This is a genomic window from Halomonas sp. THAF12 (genome assembly GCF_009363675.1).
GTDB classification, from domain to species: Bacteria; Pseudomonadota; Gammaproteobacteria; order Pseudomonadales; family Halomonadaceae; genus Halomonas; species Halomonas smyrnensis.
The window spans coordinates 946,496-965,512 of record NZ_CP045399.1 but is presented as its reverse complement, the minus strand read 5'-3'; the positions used below and the strand labels follow the sequence as shown (position 1 = coordinate 965,512).

Sequence of the window (19,017 nt, the reverse complement as noted above, 5' to 3'; positions counted from 1 at the left end):
AACGCGGCTTTCCCGAGGGCAGGCCTTTGCGGAGGCGCTGTGAACCCCTCCCTGGGCGCTACCGATGCCATCCATGGCATAGGATCTCCGCACCGGCCTGCCCTCGCCGCCGCTCAGTGCATCACTTCAGGCGTCAGGCGCGGGAGACATACTCACCGGAGCGCGTATCGACCTTCAGCACCTCGCCCTGGTTGATGAACAGCGGCACGCGCACCACGGCACCGGAGGACAGGGTCGCCGGCTTGGAGCCGCCCTGGGCGGTGTCGCCCTTGAGGCCGGGGTCGGTCTCGGTGACCTCGAGCTCGATGAAGTTCGGCGGGGTCACGGCGATGGCGTTGTCGTTCCACAGGGTCACGGTGTAGACCACCTGCTCCTTGAGCCACTTGTCGGTCTCGCCGAGCGCCTTCTTCTCGACGGCGTACTGTTCGAAGGAGCCGTCGGTCTTCATGAAGTGCCACATGTCGCCGTCGGTGTAGACATACTCCATGTCCAGCTCGAGCACGTCGGCCCCTTCCAGGGACTCGCCGGACTTGAAGGTGCGTTCCCAGACGCGGCCGGTCATCAGGTTGCGCAGCTTGACGCGGTTGAAGGCCTGGCCCTTGCCCGGCTTGACGTAGTCGTTCTCGAGGATGGCGCAGGGGTCGCCATCCAGCATGACCTTCAGACCGCCCTTGAATTCGTTGGTAGAATAGTTCGCCATGATGATCGTTCCATATTCCAGCGCGTCGGTGGCCGAAGCCGCGGACGCGAGCAAGCAAATGACAGTGGCCGAGGGGCAAGCCCTCGGCCGCCTCGAAGTGTGCCCCGCATGATAACCCGAAGCCCGATTCCTTTGCAGTGCCGGCCCGCCACGCCGGCGCCCGGCGCCTGGCAGGCGCAGCTGGCCGGCGCGATCCGCGACCCGCACGCCCTGTGCCGCCGCCTGGGCCTCGCCCCCGAGTGGGTGTCCGGCGCCGAGGCCGGCCATGCGCTGTTCGAGGTGCGTGTGCCGGAGGCCTATCTCGCCCGCATCCGACCCGGCGATCCAAGCGACCCGCTGCTGCGCCAGGTGCTGCCGCTCGGCGAGGAGGCCGAGGCCGCGCCCGGTTTCGTCGCCGACCCGCTCGAGGAGGCCGAGCATACCCAGAAGCGCGGGCTGATCCACAAGTACGCCGGCCGGGTGCTGTTGATCGCGAGCCCCGCCTGCGCGGTGAACTGCCGCTACTGCTTCCGCCGCCACTTCCCGTATGAAGAGAACGCGCCCTCGCGGGCCCAGTGGGAGGAGACGCTGTCCTACCTGCGCGACGATGCCTCCATCGTTGAGGCGATTCTCTCCGGCGGCGACCCGCTGGCGGCCAGCGACCGCCAGCTTTCCTGGCTGGTCGAACGGCTGGAGGCCATCCCGCACCTCCGGCGGCTGCGGATCCACACCCGGCTGCCGGTGGTGATCCCCGACCGCATCGACGGCGCCCTGCTCGACTGGCTCGGCGGCACGCGGCTGCAGAAGGTCATGGTGCTGCACATCAACCACGCCCGGGAAATCGACGAGGCGGTGGTCGAGGCCTGCCAACGGCTGCAGGCCGCGGGCGTGACCCTGCTCAACCAGAGCGTGCTGCTGCGAGGGGTCAACGACGACGTCGCGTCGCTGGCCGAGCTCTCCGAGCGGCTGTTCGAGGCCGGCGTCCTGCCCTACTACCTGCACGTGCTGGACCCGGTGGCCGGCGCCGCCCACTTCGACGTGAGCGACGAGGCGGCCCGGGCGCTGGTCGCCGAGCTGCGCCGGCACCTGCCCGGCTTCCTGATGCCGACGCTGGTCCGCGAGGTGCCGGGCGAGGCCAGCAAGACGCCGCTGTAAGCCCGGCGGCGATCAGGGCGAGTGCAGGAAGGCCAGCGCCGCCCGGGTCGCCGGCCACATCACGCTGCCATGATCCTCGCCCGGAAACACCGAGAACCCGACGCGCCAGCCCGGCCGATGCACGGCCAGCCAGTCGGCGAGACGCCGGGCGTTGTCGATCATGGCCCGCTCGCGCAGCCGCTCGGCCCGCGGCGTGCCGAGATCGCCGTCGCCCGGCGTCTGCTCGTCCCCGCCGACGCCGAGCATCACCCGCGGCGCCTCGCCGTCCTCGCGCTCCGACGCGCCGAGGGCCGCCAGATGCGCCAGCGGTGCCTCGCCGTACCACCACAGCGACGGGCTGATGGCGATATAGCGCGCAAAGCGGGTCGGACGCGTCATCAGCGCATGCACCGTCAGCAGCCCGCCGTAGGAGTGTCCGAACAGCGCCTCGCGTGCGGTATCGACCGGGAAACGCGAGGCGATCTCCGGCTTGAGCCGCGACTCGATGAAGTCCAGGAAGGCATCCGCCCCGCCGTGCCTGTCGTCGGCCTCGTCACGCCCCGCTACCGCCGGGGTGTAGTCGAGGGCGCGGCGCTCGAGGTCGAAGCGCCGGGTGTCGGGATAGCCGATGGCGACGATCAGCCATGGGCTGCCGTCGCCATTCGGGCCCCGCCGGGTCAGGGTGTCGCGCGCGGCCTGCACCAGCGGCAGCCGCGCGTTGCCGTCGAGCAGGTAGAGCACCGGGTAGCCGCCCGCCGGCGGCGGCGCGTCGGGCAGCGACACCTGGATCAGGTAGTCGCCACCGGTCTCGGCCGAGGCCAGGGTGAACTCGCGCGACCCCGGCAGCGTCACGCCGGGTGGCGTCGCCCCCTGGGCCATGCTCGCCACCGCCCAGCACAGCGCCAGTAGCCCCGTTGACAGGGCCGCTCGCAGGGGAGACGGGCACCACGGCATGCCGTGGTGCCCGGCGTCGAACGACTCAGAAGTCATAGCGCAGCGAGGCGACGACGCTGGCGGGCGCCCCGGCCATGTTGAAGGTGCTCACCCCGCCGACGCGATTGTAGTAATCGCGGTCCAGCAGGTTGTGGACGTTGAGCTGGCCGCTCAGGTTGGCGCCGAAGTCGTAGCCGACCATGGCGTCGACCACCGCATAGCCCGGCGCCTCGACGCCGCTGCTGGAGGCGAAGTCGCTCATCGCGGTGACTCCCCCGCCGAGGCTCAGGCCGTCCAGCGCGCCACCCTCGAAGCCGTACTGGGTCCACAGGTTGACGACGCTGTGGGGCATCAGCAGGAAGACCCCGTCGTCACGGGTGGTGGAGGCCTGCTGCACCTCGGTATCCAGATAGGTGTAGCCGGCGATCAGGTCCCATTGCTCGGTCAGACTGCCCGTCACCTCGAACTCGGCGCCCTGGATGCGCATCTTGCCCACCCCGACCACATAGTCGGCGCCGGGATCGTCCGGCGTGGCCGCCCGATTCTCATCCTCTAGCCGGAAGGCGCTGACCCGGGCGTTCAGCGCACCGCCGAGATAGCTGCCCTTGATGCCGACCTCGAACTGTTCGCCCTCGCGCGGTTCGAGCAGATCGCCATCGGCATCGCTGGAAGTCTGCGGCTTGAACACCTGTGAGTAGCTGGCATAGACCGAGTGGCTGGCGTCGAGGTCGTAGACCAGGCCGGCATAGGGCGTGAATTCCTCGTCGCTGCGGCTCTGGCGGTCGTCCGCCACGTGATCCGTCAGCTCGACGTCGTAGTGGCTCAGCCGCCCGCCGGCGATCAGCGCCAGCGATGCCACGGGGCGCAGGGTCAGCTTGCCGTAGAGACCGCTCTCTTCGAGGGTGGTCTCGGTGTCGCCGTAGCTGTAGCCGCTCTGGCCGGCCCGCGCGGCGTCGAGCACGTCGACGTAGGCCAGATCGTTGAGCCCCTCGAGGGTGACGGAGGAGGACGTCATGCTGCGCGCGCGCCCCGTCTGGGTCTCGGTGTCGTAGCGCTTGTGGTCGCTGCCGACCACGAACTCGCTGACGCTGCCGAAGGCCGAGAACGGCTGGCTGTAGCTGGCATCCAGCGACAGCGCCTGCTGCTCGACCCTGCCGGCGGCGCCGGCCACGCTCAGCGTGCCGTTCTCGTCGAGGGCGCTGCCGCCGAAGGCGTAGTTGTAGTCGGCTTCGCGGTCGGCGTAGCGCGCGGCGAGGCGCCCGACGCCGCCCCCCTCGAAGCGATGGGTCAGCTCGGCGATCCAGTCGTCGGAGCGGCTCTCGAAATCGTTCCAGTCGGCACCGTAGAAGTCCGAGCGATCGCCGTACAGGAGCTCGCCGTCGCTGCCCACCGGCTGGCCGTTGTTGACCACGATGTCCTTGCGATTGTGCAGGAAGCCGAGCCCCAGGGTGGTCGCCTCGTCGAGATCGATGTCCAGCGCCGCATAGAGATCATCCTGATCGTTGTCGTTCTGGTCGACGAAACGGGCGTGCTCGGTGTGATCGACGACCAGCCGGCCGCGGATGCGCCCGGCGGCATCGACCGGTCCCGCCACATCGACCTGGGCGCCCCGTCGATCATCGGTTCCGACGCTGCCGGTGACGTGTCCCTGGAACTCGCGGGTCGGGCGCTTGCGCACCAGGTTGACGATGCCACCCATCTCGCTGGTGCTGTTGAACAGCCCCGAGGGGCCGCGCATGATCTCGACCCGGTCGAAGGCCGCCAGCGACGGCACCGAGCCGGTGATGCTCGACATCGGGGCCGGCAGGCCATCGATGTTGTACTCGTCGTATTCGTAGCCGCGGGCATAGATCGACGAACGGCCGTTGTCGTTGGAGAGCACCCGCATGCCCGGCGTGCGTCGCCCCAGTTCGTCCAGGGTGGCGAAGCCCTGGTCCTCGATGGCGTCGCGCGTCACCACGCTCACCGACTGCGGAATATCGCGCAGTGCGGCCGGCGTCTTGGTGCCGACGGTGGCGGCATCGATGCCATAGCCGCCGGTCGTCTCGGAGGGCAGCATCTCGTAGAGCCGGTTGCCCTCGACCGTGATGGTGTCGAGGCGCGCGGCATCCTCGATCGACTGAGCCAGCGCGGTCTGGGCAAATCCCATCAGGGCCAGCGTACCGCCCAGCAGCGCCGTGGAGCGGAAGGTGTCGCCTTCTCGTATGATCATGTCACGTTCCCTTGTCGTGCCTTCGAGCCGCGCGGCGCCATTCTCAAATGAGAATGCGTTACACTAGCGGCGGAAGGGCATTATGTCAGCGACCCCCGCCCGTCGCCTTTGCGCCTCGGGCGAATGGCTTTGCAAACACCGCGAACCGGCGCTTCGGCGATGCGCCCGGCCGCTGTCGACGAGAGAGACCCCATGGGAGAGACCGCCTTCGATCACGGCATCGACGCCAGGCAGCTGCGCGATCTGTCCGCGCCGCTGGTCCGCCACCAGCGGCTCGACGCCCCGGACTGGGATCGTCGCACCGCCCTGCTCGACGGCCATATGCGCGTCGCCGAGCTGCAGCCGGGCATGCGCCTGCGACTGGCCGAGGTCCGGGATCGCTTCGGCCTCACCAGCCGGGCGGAACTGCCGGCCGGCCTCAAGATCGCCCTGGTGATCGATGGCGCGGCCCGGGTGCGCTATGGCGCCGATGAGGTCCACCTGGGCCCCGAGGCGAACGCCACCGGCGTGGTGGTCAGCCTGCCCCGGGCCACGACCTTCGCCCGCCTCGGCCGGGCCGGCGGCTTCGAGCGCACCCTGACCCTCGGCCTGTCGCCGCACTGGCTGGCGCGTCACGGTCAGGGCGACATCCTCGATGCCGCCCCCGACGACATGCCGCGACTGCGTCACTGGACACCGTCACCGGGCCTGCTGACCCTGGCGGCACAGCTGTTCGCGCCGGAACGGCTGGCGCGAGACGATGCCGCCCATCACCTTCAGCTGAGTGGCTTGGCCATGGCGATGGCCGGCGAGGCGCTGGCCGTGGCGCGCCCGACGATGCCGCTTCCCGAGCGGCTCGAGGCATCGCACAGCGCCCCCGTCGACCGCCGCCTGGCACGGCTGATGGCGATGGTCGACGACGGCCAGGCCCGGGGCGCCACCCAGGACGACCTGGCCCGGCGACTGGGCATGAGCCTGAGCAACCTTCAGCGCCGCTTCCGCGCCCAGCAGGGCGAATCCCTCGGACGCTTCCTGCGCCGCCATCACCTGACGCTGGCCCGCGATGCCCTGATCCGCGAGGGCGCCAGCGTCGAGGCGGCCGCCGCACTGGCCGGCTATACCCGCGCCCCCAACTTCGCGACTGCCTTCAAGCGAGAGTTCGGCCTCACGCCGAGCGAATGCCGGGCCGGTGCGAGCGCCTCGGCCTGATCGCGCCGACGGGACACCACGAAAACACCCCGCCGAGCGAACTCGACGGGGTGGACGATGGCGCGAGGCCGGCTCGGCGAGCCGGGGGCGATCAGGCCAGCGTTTCGGCGGTCACGTTGGCCGCCGGCTCCTCGGTGGAGTGCTTGCGGTTGATCGCGCTCAGCACGCCCTTGATCGAGGCGCTGGTGATGCTCTCGTCGGTGCCGACGCCGAACACCGCCTCGCCGTTGACGCGCACCTCCACGTAGGCGATCGCCTCGGCGTCGGCGCCCTGGCCGCGGGAGTGCTCGTGATAGTCGATGATCTCGACGTCATGGCCCTCGCCGGCCAGCGCCTTGATGAAGGCCGCCAGCGGCCCGTTGCCCTGGCTCTGGATGACGCGACGCTCGCCGCCTTCCTCGACGGTGGCCTCGAGGGTCACGGTGGGGCTGTCCGGCTCGGAGGACATGCGGTGGCTGATCAGGGCGAAGGGCTCGCGCTGCTCGAGGTACTCGTCGACGAAGGCCTGGTAGATCATCTCGGAGGTGATCTCCTTGCCCAGCCGGTCGGCCACTTCCTGCACCACCTGGCTGAACTCGATCGACAGGCGGCGCGGCAGCTCGATGCCGTGCTCCTGCTCGAGCAGGTAGGAGACGCCGCCCTTGCCGGACTGGCTGTTGACGCGGATCACCGCCTCGTAGCTGCGGCCCACGTCGAGCGGGTCGATCGGCAGGTAGGGCACCGCCCAGACGGCCTCCGGGTTCTCGCGGCGCTCGGCCATGCCCTTCTTGATGGCGTCCTGGTGGGAGCCGGAGAAGGCGGTGAACACCAGGTCGCCGACGTAGGGATGACGCGGGTGCACCGGCAGCTGGTTGCAGTACTCCACCTCGCGCATGATCGGCGTGATGTTGGAGAAGTCGAGGCCCGGGTGCACGCCCTGGGTGTAGAGGTTCATGGCCAGGGTGACGAGGTCGACGTTGCCGGTACGCTCGCCGTTGCCGAACAGGCAGCCCTCGACGCGGTCGGCGCCGGCCATCACCGTCAGCTCGGCGGCGGCCACGCCGGTGCCGCGGTCGTTGTGCGGGTGCACGCTGACGATCAGGTGATCGCGATGGGCAACGTGGCGGCAGAACCACTCCACCTGGTCGGCGTAGTTGTTGGGCGTGGCGCACTCCACGGTGGCCGGCAGGTTGACGATCATCGGCTTCTCGACGCTGCCGCCATAGGTGGCCTCCACGGCATCGACGATCTCCACCGCGAAGTCCATCTCGGTGGTCGAGAACAGCTCCGGCGAGTACTGGAAGGTCCAGTGGGTCTCCGGGGCCGCCGCCATGTGCTCGCGGATGCGGGTGGTGGCGTCCACCGCGATCTGGATGCACTCGGGCTTGCTGACGTTGAACACCACGCGGCGGAACACCGGATCGGTGGCGTTGTAGACGTGAACGATGGCGTTCTTGGCGCCCTTGAGCGCCTCGAAGGTGCGGTCGATCAGGTGCGGGCGCGCCTGGGTGAGCACCTGGATGGTGACGTCATCCGGCACCTTGTCCTCTTCGATCAGCGAGCGCACGAAGTCGAAGTCGGTCTGGGAGGCCGAGGGGAAGCCCACCTCGATCTGCTTGAAGCCGATCTTCACCAGCAGGTCGAAGAAGCGCTGCTTGCGCTCTTGGTCCATGGGATCGATCAGCGCCTGGTTGCCGTCACGCAGGTCGACGGCGCACCACTGGGGCGGCGTCTCGATGCGCTGGCTCGGCCACTGGCGGTCGGGCAGGTCGACGGCCACGAAGGGACGGTACTTGGCGGAGGGGTTATCGAGCATCATGGCGGCGTTCTCCCGGGCGTTTATCGGATTCAGAAACGGCGACGCCCCGCCTGCCGGAGGGCAGACGGGGCGTCGTCGAGGTGTTCGCTCATGACCATCGCGACCCCACGGACCGGTCGGGCGGCGCGTACGACACAGACAGGGGCAATGTTCATGGGAATGACAGTAGCGGTGCGGGACATGTGACAACCTCGAATTCGACCTGGACAAAAGGGCGATGCAGACGGCATCGCCCGGCGCGCTCAGCGGCGGGCTAGTAGTCGTAGGTCGAGGACGAGGCTGTACGATGTCATGTTCATGGCCCCTAGAAAATCAGCCTGGGGGTCGCTTGTCAAGCTCGCGCGCCTCGCCGGCCTGCAGCAGGCCCTCCATGCGGGTCAGCTGGTCGCGCATCTGGTGCACGTCGGCGCGCAGGGCCTGGAGCTCCGCCGTCTCGCCCTCGCCGTTCTCCAGCGCCATCTCGGCGCTCTCCTTCTGCATCACGTCGAGCACGATGCCGATCATCATGTTGAGGAAGATGAAGGCGGTGAGGAAGATGAACGTCAGGTAGTACAGCCAGCTCCAGGCATGCAGCTCCTGGGTGGCGTACATCACGTCGGTCCAGTCCTCGAAGGTGGCGATGCGGAACAGCGTCAGCATGGCCGTGGCGATGTTGCCCCACAGGAAATCGTCGACCTCGGCGAACAGGAAGCTGCCGATGGCGGCGTAGATGTAGAAGATGATGAACATCAGCAGCGCCACGTAGCCCATGCGCGGGATCGACTTGACCAGCGCCGCCAGCAGCACCCGCAGCTCGGGGATCATCGACACCAGGCGCAGCACCCGGAAGATGCGCAGCAGCCGCGCCAGCAGCACCATCTCCGACTCGTCGAGCGGGATCAGGCTGGCAGTGACGATCAGGAAGTCGAAGACGTTCCAGCCCTTCCTGAAGAAGTCCCGCAGCCGCCGCTCGGCGCCCATGCGGATCAGGATCTCCACCAGGAAGAACACCGTCACCGCCGTGTCCAGCGCCAGCAGCCAGTGCTGGATGTGGCTGGACTGCTCGTAGGTCTTGGCGCCGATCAGCAGCGCCGAGACGATGATGATGGCGATCACCAGCGTCTCGAACACCTTGTTGGCGCGCAGCCGCTCGAAGCGGTCGCGCCAGGTCAGCAGATCAGCGCTCACCGCGTCCTTCCTCCAGGTCGCCCTGGCGATAGCCGATCAGGTAGAGCACCGCGTCCAGCCCCAGGGTCGAGAGCGAGTGCCGGGCCTGCTGGCGCACCAGCGGCTTGGCCCGGAAGGCGATGCCGAGGCCGGCCGCGGCCAGCATCTTCAGATCGTTGGCGCCGTCGCCCACGGCGATGGTCTGCTCCATGGACAGCCCCTCGCGCTCGGCGATCCGGCACAGCAGCTCGGCCTTGCGGTCGGCGTCGACGATCGGCTCGCGCACCTCGCCGGTGACCTTGCCGTCCTCGATCACCAGCTCGTTGGCGTGGACCTCGTCGAAGCCGAGGCGCTCCTGCAAGTAGTGAGCGAAGTAGGTGAAGCCGCCGGACAGGATCGCGGTGCGATAGCCGAGCCGCTTGAGCTGGCGCATCAGCCGCTCCAGGCCGTCCATCAGCGGCAGTTCCTCGGCGATCTCGGCCAGCACCGACTCGTCGAGGCCGCGGAGCTTCGCCATGCGCTCGCGGAAGCTCTGCTGGAAGTCCAGCTCGCCGCGCATGGCCCGCTCGGTGACCTCGGCCACCTCGTCATAGACGCCGTGACGGCGCGCCAGCTCGTCGATCACCTCGGCCTGGATCAGGGTCGAATCCATGTCGAAGCACACCAGGCGACGGTGGCGGCGCCAGATGGAGTCCTCCTGCAGGGCGATGTCGACGCCGTGGGCCGCGCCCAGCGCCAGCGCCTTCTCGCGCAGGGCCTCGAGGTCGACGTTGTCGCCGCGCAGCCAGCACTCCACGCAGGCGCCCTGGATAGCGTCATGCTCGCCGGGCACGCCGCCGTCCAGCGGCTCGCGGCCGGAGAGCCGGTGGATCAGCTCCACCGTCAGGCCCTGCTCGGCGGTCAGCGCGCCGACCTCGGCCAGGATGCCGGCCGGCAGATGCGGCGCCAGCAGGGTCAGGATCAGCCGCGGCTGGCTGGCCTGCACGCTCCAGCGGTGATAGTCCTCGGCGCCGATCTGGATCGCCTGGACATCGAGCCCCAGCCGATCGCCGGCGGCGGACAGCGCGCCCTCCAGGTCGCTGTCGTGGTCGAGCCCCACCAGGGCCTCCAGCGACACGATGCCGAAGGTCACGCTCTGGTTGATGTCCAGCAGCCGCGCGCCGCTCTGGGCCAGGGCACGGCCCAGGCCGGCCAGCTGGCCGGCCTGGGCGGCGCCGGTGGCGCGGATCAGGAGTCGTCTCGTCATGTCATCCTCGATGCTTGTGCAGCCGGTCGGCCGGGCGAGCCTCGCTGCCTTCGAGGCCGAAGGCGCGGGCTCGCCCCTCCGCCCTATTTCTTTTCTTCTGTCTCGAGCCGGTCGACCTTCTGCAGGCCCCGGGGCAGCTTGCTGCCGCGCCGGCCACGCTCGCCTCGATAGTAGTCGAGATCGTCGGCCTTGAGCGTCAGCTTGCGCTTGCCGGCATGCACCACCAGCGCCTCGCCGGGCGCCAGCAGCGTCAGGTCGCGCAGGAACTCCTCGCGCCGCGCGGCCCGGGCCCCGGGGATGTCGAGCATCTTGTTGCCCTTGCCCTTGGCCAGCTCCGGCAGCTGCTCGAGCGGGAACACCAGCAGCCGCCCCTCGTTGGAGACCGCCGCCACGCTGACGCCCTCGCCCTCCGGAATCGACCGCGGCGCGATCACGTTGCAGCCCTGGGGCACGCTGAGCACCGCCTTGCCGGCCTTGTTCTTGCCAGTCAGCCCCTCGAGGCGGGCGACGAAGCCGTAGCCGCCGTCGGTGGCCAGCAGGTAGCGGGTGGTCGGCGGCGCCAGCAGCACCCCGGCCATGTGGGCGCCGGCGGCCACGTTGACGCGCCCGGTGACCGGCTCGCCCTGGCTGCGCGCGCTGGGCAGGTTGTGGGCGGTCAGCGTATAGGCGCGGCCGGTGTCGTCGAGCAGCACCAGTGGCTGGTTGGTCTTGCCGCGGGCGGCCAGGTGGAAGCGGTCGCCGGCCTTGTAGGAGAGCCCCTCGGGGTCGATCTCGTGGCCCTTGGCGGCGCGGATCCAGCCCTTCTCGGAGAGCACCACCGTGATCGGGTCGGCGCCGAGCAGCTCGACCTCGGACAGCGCCTTGGCCTCCTCGCGCTCGACCAGCGGCGAGCGACGCGCGTCGCCGTAGTCGGTGGCGGCCTGGCGCAGCTCCTCCTCGATCAGGTCGGTCAGCGCGGCCTCGGAGCCGAGCAGCTCCTCCAGGCGGGCGCGCTCGGCCTCGAGGTCGTCCTGCTCGCCGCGGATCTTCATCTCCTCGAGCTTGGCCAGGTGGCGCAGGCGCAGCTCGAGGATCGCCTCGGCCTGGCGCTCGCTGAGCCCGAAGGCCTCGATCAGCGCGGCCTTGGGCTCGTCCTCCTCGCGGATGATGCGGATCACCTCGTCGATGTTGAGGTAGGCCGTGAGCAGGCCCTCGAGGATATGCAGGCGGTCCTGGACCTTGCCCAGCCGATGCTCGAGGCGCCGGCGCACGGTGCTGCGGCGGAAGCGCAGCCACTCGCCGAGCAGGTCCGGCAGCGGCATGACCCGCGGCCGGCCGTCGAGGCCGATCACGTTCATGTTGACGCGCACGTTCTTCTCGAGATCGGTGGTGGCGAACAGGTGCGCCATCAGCGCCTCGATATCGACCCGGTTGGAGCGCGGCTCGATGACCAGCCGGGTGGGCTCCTCGTGGGTCGACTCGTCGCGCAGGTCGGCCACCATGGGCAGCTTCTTGGCCTGCATCTGGGCGGCGATCTGCTCGAGCACCTTGGCGCCGCTGACCTGGTAGGGCAGCGCGGAGATCACCACGCTGCCCTCCTCCAGGCCGTAGCGAGCGCGCATCTTCACCGAGCCGCGGCCGCTCTCGTAGATCTTGCGCAGCTCGCGATGCGGGGTGATGACCTCGGCGGCGGTGGGGAAGTCCGGCCCCGGCAGGCGCTCCATCAGGTCGACGGTGGTGGCCTCGGGATGGCGCAGCAGGTGGCAGGTGGCCTCGACCACCTCGCCCACGTTGTGCGGGGGGATGTCGGTGGCCATGCCCACGGCGATGCCGGTGCCGCCGTTGAGCAGCACGTGGGGCAGCCGCGAAGGCAGCACCACCGGCTCCTGCATGGTGCCGTCGAAGTTGGCGGTCCAGTCCACGGTGCCCTGCCCCAGCTCGCTGAGCAGGGTCTCGCTGAACTTGGACAGCCGCGCCTCGGTGTAGCGCATGGCGGCGAAGGACTTGGGATCGTCGGGGCTGCCCCAGTTGCCTTGGCCGTCCACCAGCGGATAGCGATAGCTGAACGGCTGCGCCATCAGCACCATGGCCTCGTAGCAGGCGCTGTCGCCGTGGGGGTGGAACTTGCCGAGCACGTCGCCGACGGTACGCGCCGACTTCTTGTACTTGGCGTTGGCGTTCAGCGACAGCTCGCGCATGGCGTAGACGATGCGCCGCTGGACCGGCTTCATGCCGTCGCCGATGTGCGGCAACGCCCGGTCGAGGATGACGTACATCGAGTAGTCGAGGTACGCCTTCTCGGTGTACTCGCGGAGGGACAGGCGCTCGACGTCGCCCTCCGCCACCTGGATATCCATGGTCATGGCAATTCGACCCTATTCACGATCGTGGAATCGTACTGAAAACGTATCGGCACCGGTGGCCGCTTATCGCGGCTGTGCTGTCGCCAGGCCTTCGCGAGGACGCGGTAAACCCGCCCCTGGGCGCTCCCCTTTTCCTCCCTGAAAAAGGAGCCTCGCTCAGACCTGCCTCAGCGCCGCTCTCCTTGGCGCTTGTCGCTCGGCGGCTAGACGTCTATGTCGGCGAGGTTGCCGTAATCCTCAAGCCAGCTCTTGCGGTCGGAGGCGCGCTTGCGGGCCAGCAGCATGTCCATCATCTCGAGGGTGCCGTCGCCCTCCTCGCGGGTCAGCTGCACCAGGCGACGGGTATCGGCGGCCATGGTGGTCTCGCGCAGCTGCAGCGGGCTCATCTCGCCGAGGCCCTTGAAGCGCTGCACGTTGGGCGTGCCGCGCTTGCCCTCCAGGCGCTTCAAGATCGCGGCCTTCTCGCTCTCGTCCAGGGCGTAGAACACCTCCTTGCCCAGGTCGATGCGGTACAGCGGCGGCATGGCGACGAAGACGTGGCCGGCGTCGACCAGCGCCGGGAAGTGGCGCACGAACAGCGCGCACAGCAGCGTGGCGATGTGCAGGCCGTCGGAGTCGGCGTCGGCGAGGATGCAGATCTTGTGATAGCGCAGCTTGCCGAGGTCGTCGCTGCCCGGGTCCATGCCGATCGCCACGGCGATGTCGTGGACCTCCTGGGAGCCGTAGATGTCGTGGGCCTCCACCTCCCAGGTGTTCAGGATCTTGCCGCGCAGCGGCAGGATGGCCTGGGTATCGCGGTCGCGGGCCTGCTTGGCGCTGCCGCCGGCCGAGTCGCCCTCGACCAGGAACAGCTCGCTGGCCGCCGGGTCCTGCCCCGAGCAGTCGGCCAGCTTGCCGGGCAGCGCGGGGCCGGAGGTGACCTTCTTGCGCGCCACCTTCTTGGCGCTCTTCTGGCGCCGCTGGGCGGCGCTGATGACCAGCTCGGCCAGCGCCTCGGCCTGGTCGACGTGGTGGTTGAGCCACAGCGAGAAGGCGTCCTTGACCACCCCGGAGACGAAGCCGGCCACCGCGCGGGACGAGAGCCGCTCCTTGGTCTGGCCGGCGAACTGCGGGTCGAGCATCTTCACCGAGAGCACGAAGGAGACCCGCTCCCACAGGTCCTCGGCGGTCAGCTTGACGCCGCGCGGCAACAGGCTGCGGTAGTCGCAGAACTCGCGCAGCGCCTCGAGCAGCCCGGCGCGCAGGCCGTTGACGTGGGTGCCGCCCTGGGGCGTGGGGATCAGGTTGACGTAGCTCTCGAGCAGCGGCTCGCCGCCCTCCGGCAGCCACTGCACGGCCCAGTCGACGCCGTGCTCCTCGTCGGCGAAGTGGCCGACGAAGGGCGAGGCCGGCAGCACCTCATAGCCGTCGGTGGCCTGGGCCAGGTAGTCGCGCAGGCCGTCCTCGAACTGCCACACGCTCTGGGTGCCGTCGGGCTCGGTCAGCGAGACCTCGAGCCCCGGGCACAGCACCGCCTTGGCGCGCAGCAGGTGCTTGAGCCGCGACAGCGACAGCCGTGGCGAGTCGAAGTAGCTGGCCTCCGGCCAGAAGCGCAGGATGGTGCCGGTGGCGCGCTTGGCGGCGCTGCCGATCACCTCCAGCGGCGAGGCCAGCTCGCCGTGCTCGAAGGCCATGCCGTGGCGCTCCCCGCCCTTGATCACCTCGACCTCGAGGCGCTTGGACAGCGCGTTGACCACCGAGACGCCGACCCCGTGCAGGCCGCCCGAGAAGCGGTAGCTCGAGTTGGAGAACTTCCCGCCGGCGTGGAGCTTGGTCATGATCAGCTCGATGCCGGAGACGCCGTGCTCCGGGTGGATGTCGATGGGCATGCCGCGCCCGTCGTCGCTGACCTCGACGCCGCCGTCCTCGAACAGCCGCACGCCGATCTTGCCGGCGTGGCCGGCCAGCGCCTCGTCGACGCTGTTGTCGATGACCTCCTGCACCAGATGGTTGGGGCGCGCGGTGTCGGTGTACATGCCGGGGCGCTTGCGCACCGGTTCGAGCCCGGCGAGCACCTCGATCGAGCTGGCACTGTATTGGGTCATGGCGTCGTCTGTGTCCTATGCATGTTCGAATCCGCGCGCTCAGCCGCGGGGCGCCACCCGCCCGGCTTCCAGGGCATGGCCGCCCTGGGCGAAGATCGCCGGCAGGTAGTCGGCCAGCGTCGAGAAGCCGTGATCGCCGCCGGGTTCGAGGATCGTCCGGGCGCCGCGATAGAGCGCGAAGGCGTCGCGGGCGTCCAGGGTCTCGTCGGCGGTGCCCAGCAGCAGCAGGTAGCGTGCCGGCGTGACCCGCTCGGGCGCCAGCGTCTCCAGCGCCTGCCGATGGGCGATGCCCACCGTGAAGCGCTGGCCGTGGTAGGGATTGACGAAGACCTCGCCGATCCAGGCCTCGACCAGCCGCGCCGGCGCCACCGCCGGGTTGATCAGCGCCGCCGGCAGGTCGTGGCGCTCGGCGAGCACGGTGGCCAGGAAGCCCCCCATCGAGCTGCCGACCACCAGCGGGCGGTCGCCCAGCTCACCGAGCCGGGCCTCGGCCTCTTCCAGGGCCCGCTCGGGGCGATGCGGCAGGTCCGGCGCGGCGCAGGGCAATCCTAGCGCCTCGCAGGCCTCGCGCATCAGCGCCGCCTTGGGCGAGGCGGCGCCGCTGTTGAAGCCGTGCAGGTAGAGCACGCCGCTGGCCGGCACGCGCGGCAGAGCGGCGCTCAGCATACCCGAACCCCTGTATAAATGGCCAGCCCGGCACGAGGAACGGCCGCCATGACGCTCACGCGTCCGCCTGGGGCTCGGCCGCCCATACCGCCTCGATCAGGCCGCGGGTGGAGTCGTCCATGCCCTCGAGGCCGGCCTCGTGCTGGAGGATGCGCTGGGTCTCGCCGGCCATGGTCTTGCCCAGCTCCACGCCCCACTGGTCGAAGGGATTGATGTCCCAGATCGTCGCCTGCACGAACACCTTGTGCTCGTAGAGCGCCACCAGCGCCCCCAGGGTCTGGGGCGTGAGGCGATCCAGCAGCAGGGTGCTGGAGGGCTGGTTGCCGCGATAGCGACGGTGGCCCGGGCGCGGGCCGTCCTCGTCGTCGGCCACGGCGGCGTCGCCGAGCATCAGCGCCCGGGACTGGGCGAAGCAGTTGGCGAGCGTCAGCCGGTGCTGGCCCATCAGGTGGTCGCGGGTGGCCGGGTCCGGCACGTCGTCGTAGCGCACCTTGGGCGCGATGAAGTCGCACTCCACGGCCTGGGTGCCCTGATGCAGCAGCTGATAGAAGGCGTGCTGGGCGTTGGGCCCGAGCTGGCCCCACAGCACCGGGCAGGTGGAGTAGCTCACGCTCTCGCCGTCGTGGGTCACCGACTTGCCGTTGGACTCCATCTCCAGCTGCTCGAGGTAGGCGGCGAAATACTCGAGCCGGCCGTCGTAGGGCAGGATGGAGTGGGCGCGGATGTCGAGGAAGTTGACGTTCCAGATGCCGGCCAGCGCCAGCAGCACCGGCAGGTTGTCGGCAAGCTCCGCCTCGCGGAAGTGGCGGTCCATCTCGTGGGCGCCGGCCAGCAGGCCGCGGAAGTGCTCCATGCCGACCACCAGCGCGATGGGCAGGCCGATGGCGCCCCACAGCGAGTAGCGGCCGCCGACCCACTCCCAGAACTCCAGCTGGTGATCGTCGGCGATGCCCCACTCGCTCATCTTCTCGGGGCTGGCCGAGACGCCGATGAAGTGCTGGCGCATCAGCAGCGCCTCGTCGACGCCCTCCTGGCCGCTGCCCAGCAGCCGCGCCTTGAGCCAGTCTCGCGCGGTGCGCGCATTGGACAGGGTGTCGATGGTGGTGAAGGACTTCGACGACAGCACGAACAGCGTGGTCTCGGGATTCAGCCGCGCCAGATAGTCGGCCAGCTGGGAGCCGTCCATGGTCGAGGCGAAGTGGACATCGATGCGCTGCTCGACATCGGGACGATAGTCGGCCAGGGCGTGGGTGACCATCAGCGGCCCCAGATCGGAGCCGCCGACCCCGAGGTTGACCACGTCGCGGATCGGCTTGCCGGTGGCGCCGCGCCACTGGCCGTTGTGGAAGCGCTCGACCATGGCCTCCATGCGATCCAGGGTGGCGTGGACCGAGGCGACCAGGTCCTGGCCCTCGACCTCGAGGCGGGCGTCGGCGGGCAGGCGCAGCGCGGTGTGCAGCGCCGGGCGGTCCTCGCTGCGGTTGACGCGCTCGCCGGCCAGCAGGCCGCGGATCGCCTCGGGCACGTCGGCCTCGCGGGCCAGGTCGAGCAGCAGCTCGAGGGTCTGGTCGGTCCAGCGCTGCTTGGAGAGGTCGAGGGTCAGCCCCGCGGCGCTGCGACCGAAGGTCTCGTAGCGGCTCGGCTGCTCGACGAAAAGATCGCGCAGGTGCCGGCGCCCCATGCCGGCGGCATGCTCGGCGAGGGCACACCAGGCCCTCTGCTGATCGATGGGGGTATGGCTCATGGAATTTCTCCTGGACATCCTGTCGTGTAGCCGACAACAGGGGAGTAGAATGTCGGGCTTCCAGCCCATGAATCCCTGCGATATGAGTGACGCATCTTACCGTGACGCCATCTTTTCCACACCCCTGGACCGGGTGGCGCGCTTTTCGTTCGACGAGCGGGTGGTCTCCTGCTTCCCCGACATGATCCGGCGTTCGGTGCCGGGCTATGGCCAGATACTGGCCATGCTCGGCCCGCTGGCCCGGCGCCACCTGCGCCACGGCGGCCACGTCTATGACCTGGGCTGCTCGCTGGGCGCCTCCGGGCTCGCCCTGGCCGGCCAGCTGCCGCCGGCGGCCTTCCGCTATACCGGGGTCGACCTGTCCCCGGCCATGGTCGAGCGCGCCCGCGAGACGCTTTCCACCGAGAGCCCGGACCACGACCTGACGGTGATCGAGGGCGACATCCGCGCCCTCGACTACGCGCCGTCGGGGATGATCCTGCTCAACTTCACCCTGCAGTTCCTGGCGCCGGAGGATCGCGACGCCGTGATCGCGAGGCTCTATGAGGCCCTGGAGCCCGGCGGCGTGCTGGTGCTCTCGGAGAAGATCAAGGCCGCCGACGAGCAGGAGAACGCCTGGCTGGTGGAGCGCTACCACGACTTCAAGCGCGCCAACGGCTACAGCGACCTGGAGATCAGCCAGAAGCGCACCGCGCTGGAGAACGTGCTGGTGCCGGACACCCTGGACGCGCACAAGGAGCGGCTGGCCCGCGCCGGCTTCTCGCGCTCGCTGGTGTGGTTCCAGTACCTGAACTTCGCCTCGCTGATCGCCTTCAAGGAAGACTGACGTGCCGATTCCCAACGCCCATCGCCCGCTCTATCGGGCCTTCCTCGACCAGGGGCTCGATACCTGGCTGGCCCGGCTGCCCGGGCAGCTGGCCCGCGGCCTCGACCGCTCGCGCTTCGGCGACCTGCCGGCCTGGGAGAAGGCGGTGGCCAAGCTGCCGCCGCTGCCGGAGGGCCGCGAGGTGCGCCTCGATGCCGACCACGTCACGGTGGACGCCGACCTCGATGCCTCGCGCCGCCGCCAGAGCGAGAGCCTGCTGCGCGTGCTGGCGCCGTGGCGCAAGGGGCCGTACAGGCTCGGCGGGGTGACCATCGACACCGAATGGCGCTCCGACTGGAAATGGCAGCGGGTGGCGCCGCACCTGGCGCCGCTGGCCGGCCGGCGGGTGCTCGACGTGGGCGGCGGCAACGGCTATCACGCCTGGCGCATGGCCGGCGACGGCGCCGGCTTCGTGCTGGTGATCGACCCCTCGCCGCGCTTCTACTGGCAGTTCCAGGCGGTGCGCCACTTCGTCGGCGATGCCGACGGCGGCGCGGTGCACTTCCTGCCGGTGGGCATCGAGGACGTGCCGGAGGAGCTGGCCTTCTTCGACACCGTGTTCTCGATGGGCGTGCTCTACCACCGCCCCTCGCCGCTGGAGCATCTGGCCCAGCTCAAGGCCGCGCTGCGCCCCGGCGGCGAGCTGGTGCTGGAGACCCTGGTGGTCGAGGGCGACGCCACCACGGTGCTGCTGCCGGGCGAGCGCTACGCCGCCATGCCCAACGTCTACTTCCTGCCCTCCTCCGCCGCGCTGTGCGGCTGGCTCGAGCGCGCCGGCTTCGACAACGTGCGGGTGGTCGACGAGGCCGACACCTCGCTGGACGAGCAGCGCGCCACCGAGTGGATGACCTTCCAGTCGCTGGCCGACTTCCTCGACCCCGACGATCCGACCAGGACCCGCGAGGGCCATCCGGCGCCGCGCCGCGCGGTGCTGGTCGCCAACCGGCCACGCTGATACCCGCCTTCCGCTGCCCCGGCGG

General features: G+C 69.7%; 14 protein-coding genes. 4 read left to right on the top strand and 10 right to left on the bottom strand.

Translation table 11 applies throughout. From position 1 onward, the window contains the following. Positions 1–133: 133 nt before the first annotated feature. Positions 134–700: an elongation factor P gene (efp, locus tag FIU88_RS04385; RefSeq protein ID WP_016856108.1), complete on the bottom strand. Its 567-nt coding sequence runs from the start codon at positions 698–700 to the stop codon at positions 134–136. Positions 701–808: 108 nt separating this feature from the next. Here efp and epmB point away from each other — a divergent pair, with 108 nt between their 5' ends. After that, a complete protein-coding gene (epmB, locus tag FIU88_RS04380) occupies positions 809–1,834 on the top strand; it encodes an EF-P beta-lysylation protein EpmB (protein WP_152478321.1) in 1,026 nt (341 codons plus the stop codon). A 12-nt stretch (positions 1,835–1,846) separates the two neighbouring features. On the opposite strand, the gene FIU88_RS04375 is transcribed toward epmB, so the two are convergent. Both FIU88_RS04375 and FIU88_RS04370 read right to left on the bottom strand, forming a co-directional pair. Then, positions 1,847–2,803 (bottom strand): alpha/beta hydrolase, encoded by a 957-nt coding sequence (locus FIU88_RS04375; RefSeq protein ID WP_152478320.1) that lies wholly within the window; start codon positions 2,801–2,803, stop codon positions 1,847–1,849. Continuing rightward, entirely contained in the window at positions 2,793–4,958 is a 2,166-nt protein-coding gene (locus FIU88_RS04370; protein WP_152478319.1) for a TonB-dependent siderophore receptor, read from the bottom strand. Before FIU88_RS04370 ends, FIU88_RS04375 begins: the two co-directional genes overlap by 11 nt. 192 nt (positions 4,959–5,150) lie before the next feature. Here FIU88_RS04370 and FIU88_RS04365 point away from each other — a divergent pair, with 192 nt between their 5' ends. After that, positions 5,151–6,146: an AraC family transcriptional regulator gene (locus FIU88_RS04365; protein ID WP_152478318.1), complete on the top strand. Its 996-nt coding sequence runs from the start codon at positions 5,151–5,153 to the stop codon at positions 6,144–6,146. 91 nt (positions 6,147–6,237) lie between these two features. On the opposite strand, the gene leuA is transcribed toward FIU88_RS04365, so the two are convergent. The 7 genes from leuA to pgi all read right to left on the bottom strand — a co-directional run bounded on the left by leuA (position 6,238) and on the right by pgi (position 17,172). Continuing rightward, positions 6,238–7,944: a 2-isopropylmalate synthase gene (leuA, locus tag FIU88_RS04360; protein WP_016856110.1), complete on the bottom strand. Its 1,707-nt coding sequence runs from the start codon at positions 7,942–7,944 to the stop codon at positions 6,238–6,240. Positions 7,945–8,256: 312 nt separating this feature from the next. After that, a complete protein-coding gene (locus FIU88_RS04355) occupies positions 8,257–9,111 on the bottom strand; it encodes an ion transporter (protein WP_016856111.1) in 855 nt (284 codons plus the stop codon). After that, positions 9,101–10,336, bottom strand: a complete 1,236-nt coding sequence (gene serB / locus FIU88_RS04350) for a phosphoserine phosphatase SerB (protein WP_152478317.1) — start codon at positions 10,334–10,336, stop codon at positions 9,101–9,103. The genes FIU88_RS04355 and serB overlap by 11 nt, the downstream gene beginning before the upstream one ends. A gap of 83 nt (positions 10,337–10,419) precedes the next feature. Next, complete coding sequence (gene parC, locus FIU88_RS04345) at positions 10,420–12,678, bottom strand: DNA topoisomerase IV subunit A (RefSeq protein ID WP_152478316.1); 2,259 nt, start codon at positions 12,676–12,678, stop codon at positions 10,420–10,422. A gap of 203 nt (positions 12,679–12,881) precedes the next feature. Further along, positions 12,882–14,762, bottom strand: a complete 1,881-nt coding sequence (parE, locus tag FIU88_RS04340; protein ID WP_152478315.1) for a DNA topoisomerase IV subunit B — start codon at positions 14,760–14,762, stop codon at positions 12,882–12,884. Positions 14,763–14,801: 39 nt separating this feature from the next. Continuing rightward, positions 14,802–15,428 carry a YqiA/YcfP family alpha/beta fold hydrolase gene (locus FIU88_RS04335; RefSeq protein WP_016856115.1) on the bottom strand — a complete coding sequence of 209 codons (627 nt, stop codon included), beginning with the start codon at positions 15,426–15,428 and terminating at the stop codon, positions 14,802–14,804. Positions 15,429–15,483: 55 nt separating this feature from the next. Next, on the bottom strand, positions 15,484–17,172 hold the full coding sequence (gene pgi, locus FIU88_RS04330) for a glucose-6-phosphate isomerase (protein ID WP_016856116.1): 1,689 nt from the start codon (positions 17,170–17,172) through the stop codon (positions 15,484–15,486). Positions 17,173–17,254: 82 nt separating this feature from the next. On the opposite strand from pgi, the gene cmoA reads away from it, so the two are divergent. Continuing rightward, positions 17,255–17,998: a carboxy-S-adenosyl-L-methionine synthase CmoA gene (gene cmoA / locus FIU88_RS04325; RefSeq protein ID WP_026068562.1), complete on the top strand. Its 744-nt coding sequence runs from the start codon at positions 17,255–17,257 to the stop codon at positions 17,996–17,998. Between the two features lies 1 nt (position 17,999). Continuing rightward, a complete protein-coding gene (gene cmoB, locus FIU88_RS04320) occupies positions 18,000–18,992 on the top strand; it encodes a tRNA 5-methoxyuridine(34)/uridine 5-oxyacetic acid(34) synthase CmoB (protein ID WP_152478314.1) in 993 nt (330 codons plus the stop codon). The last annotated feature ends 25 nt before the right edge of the window (positions 18,993–19,017 follow it).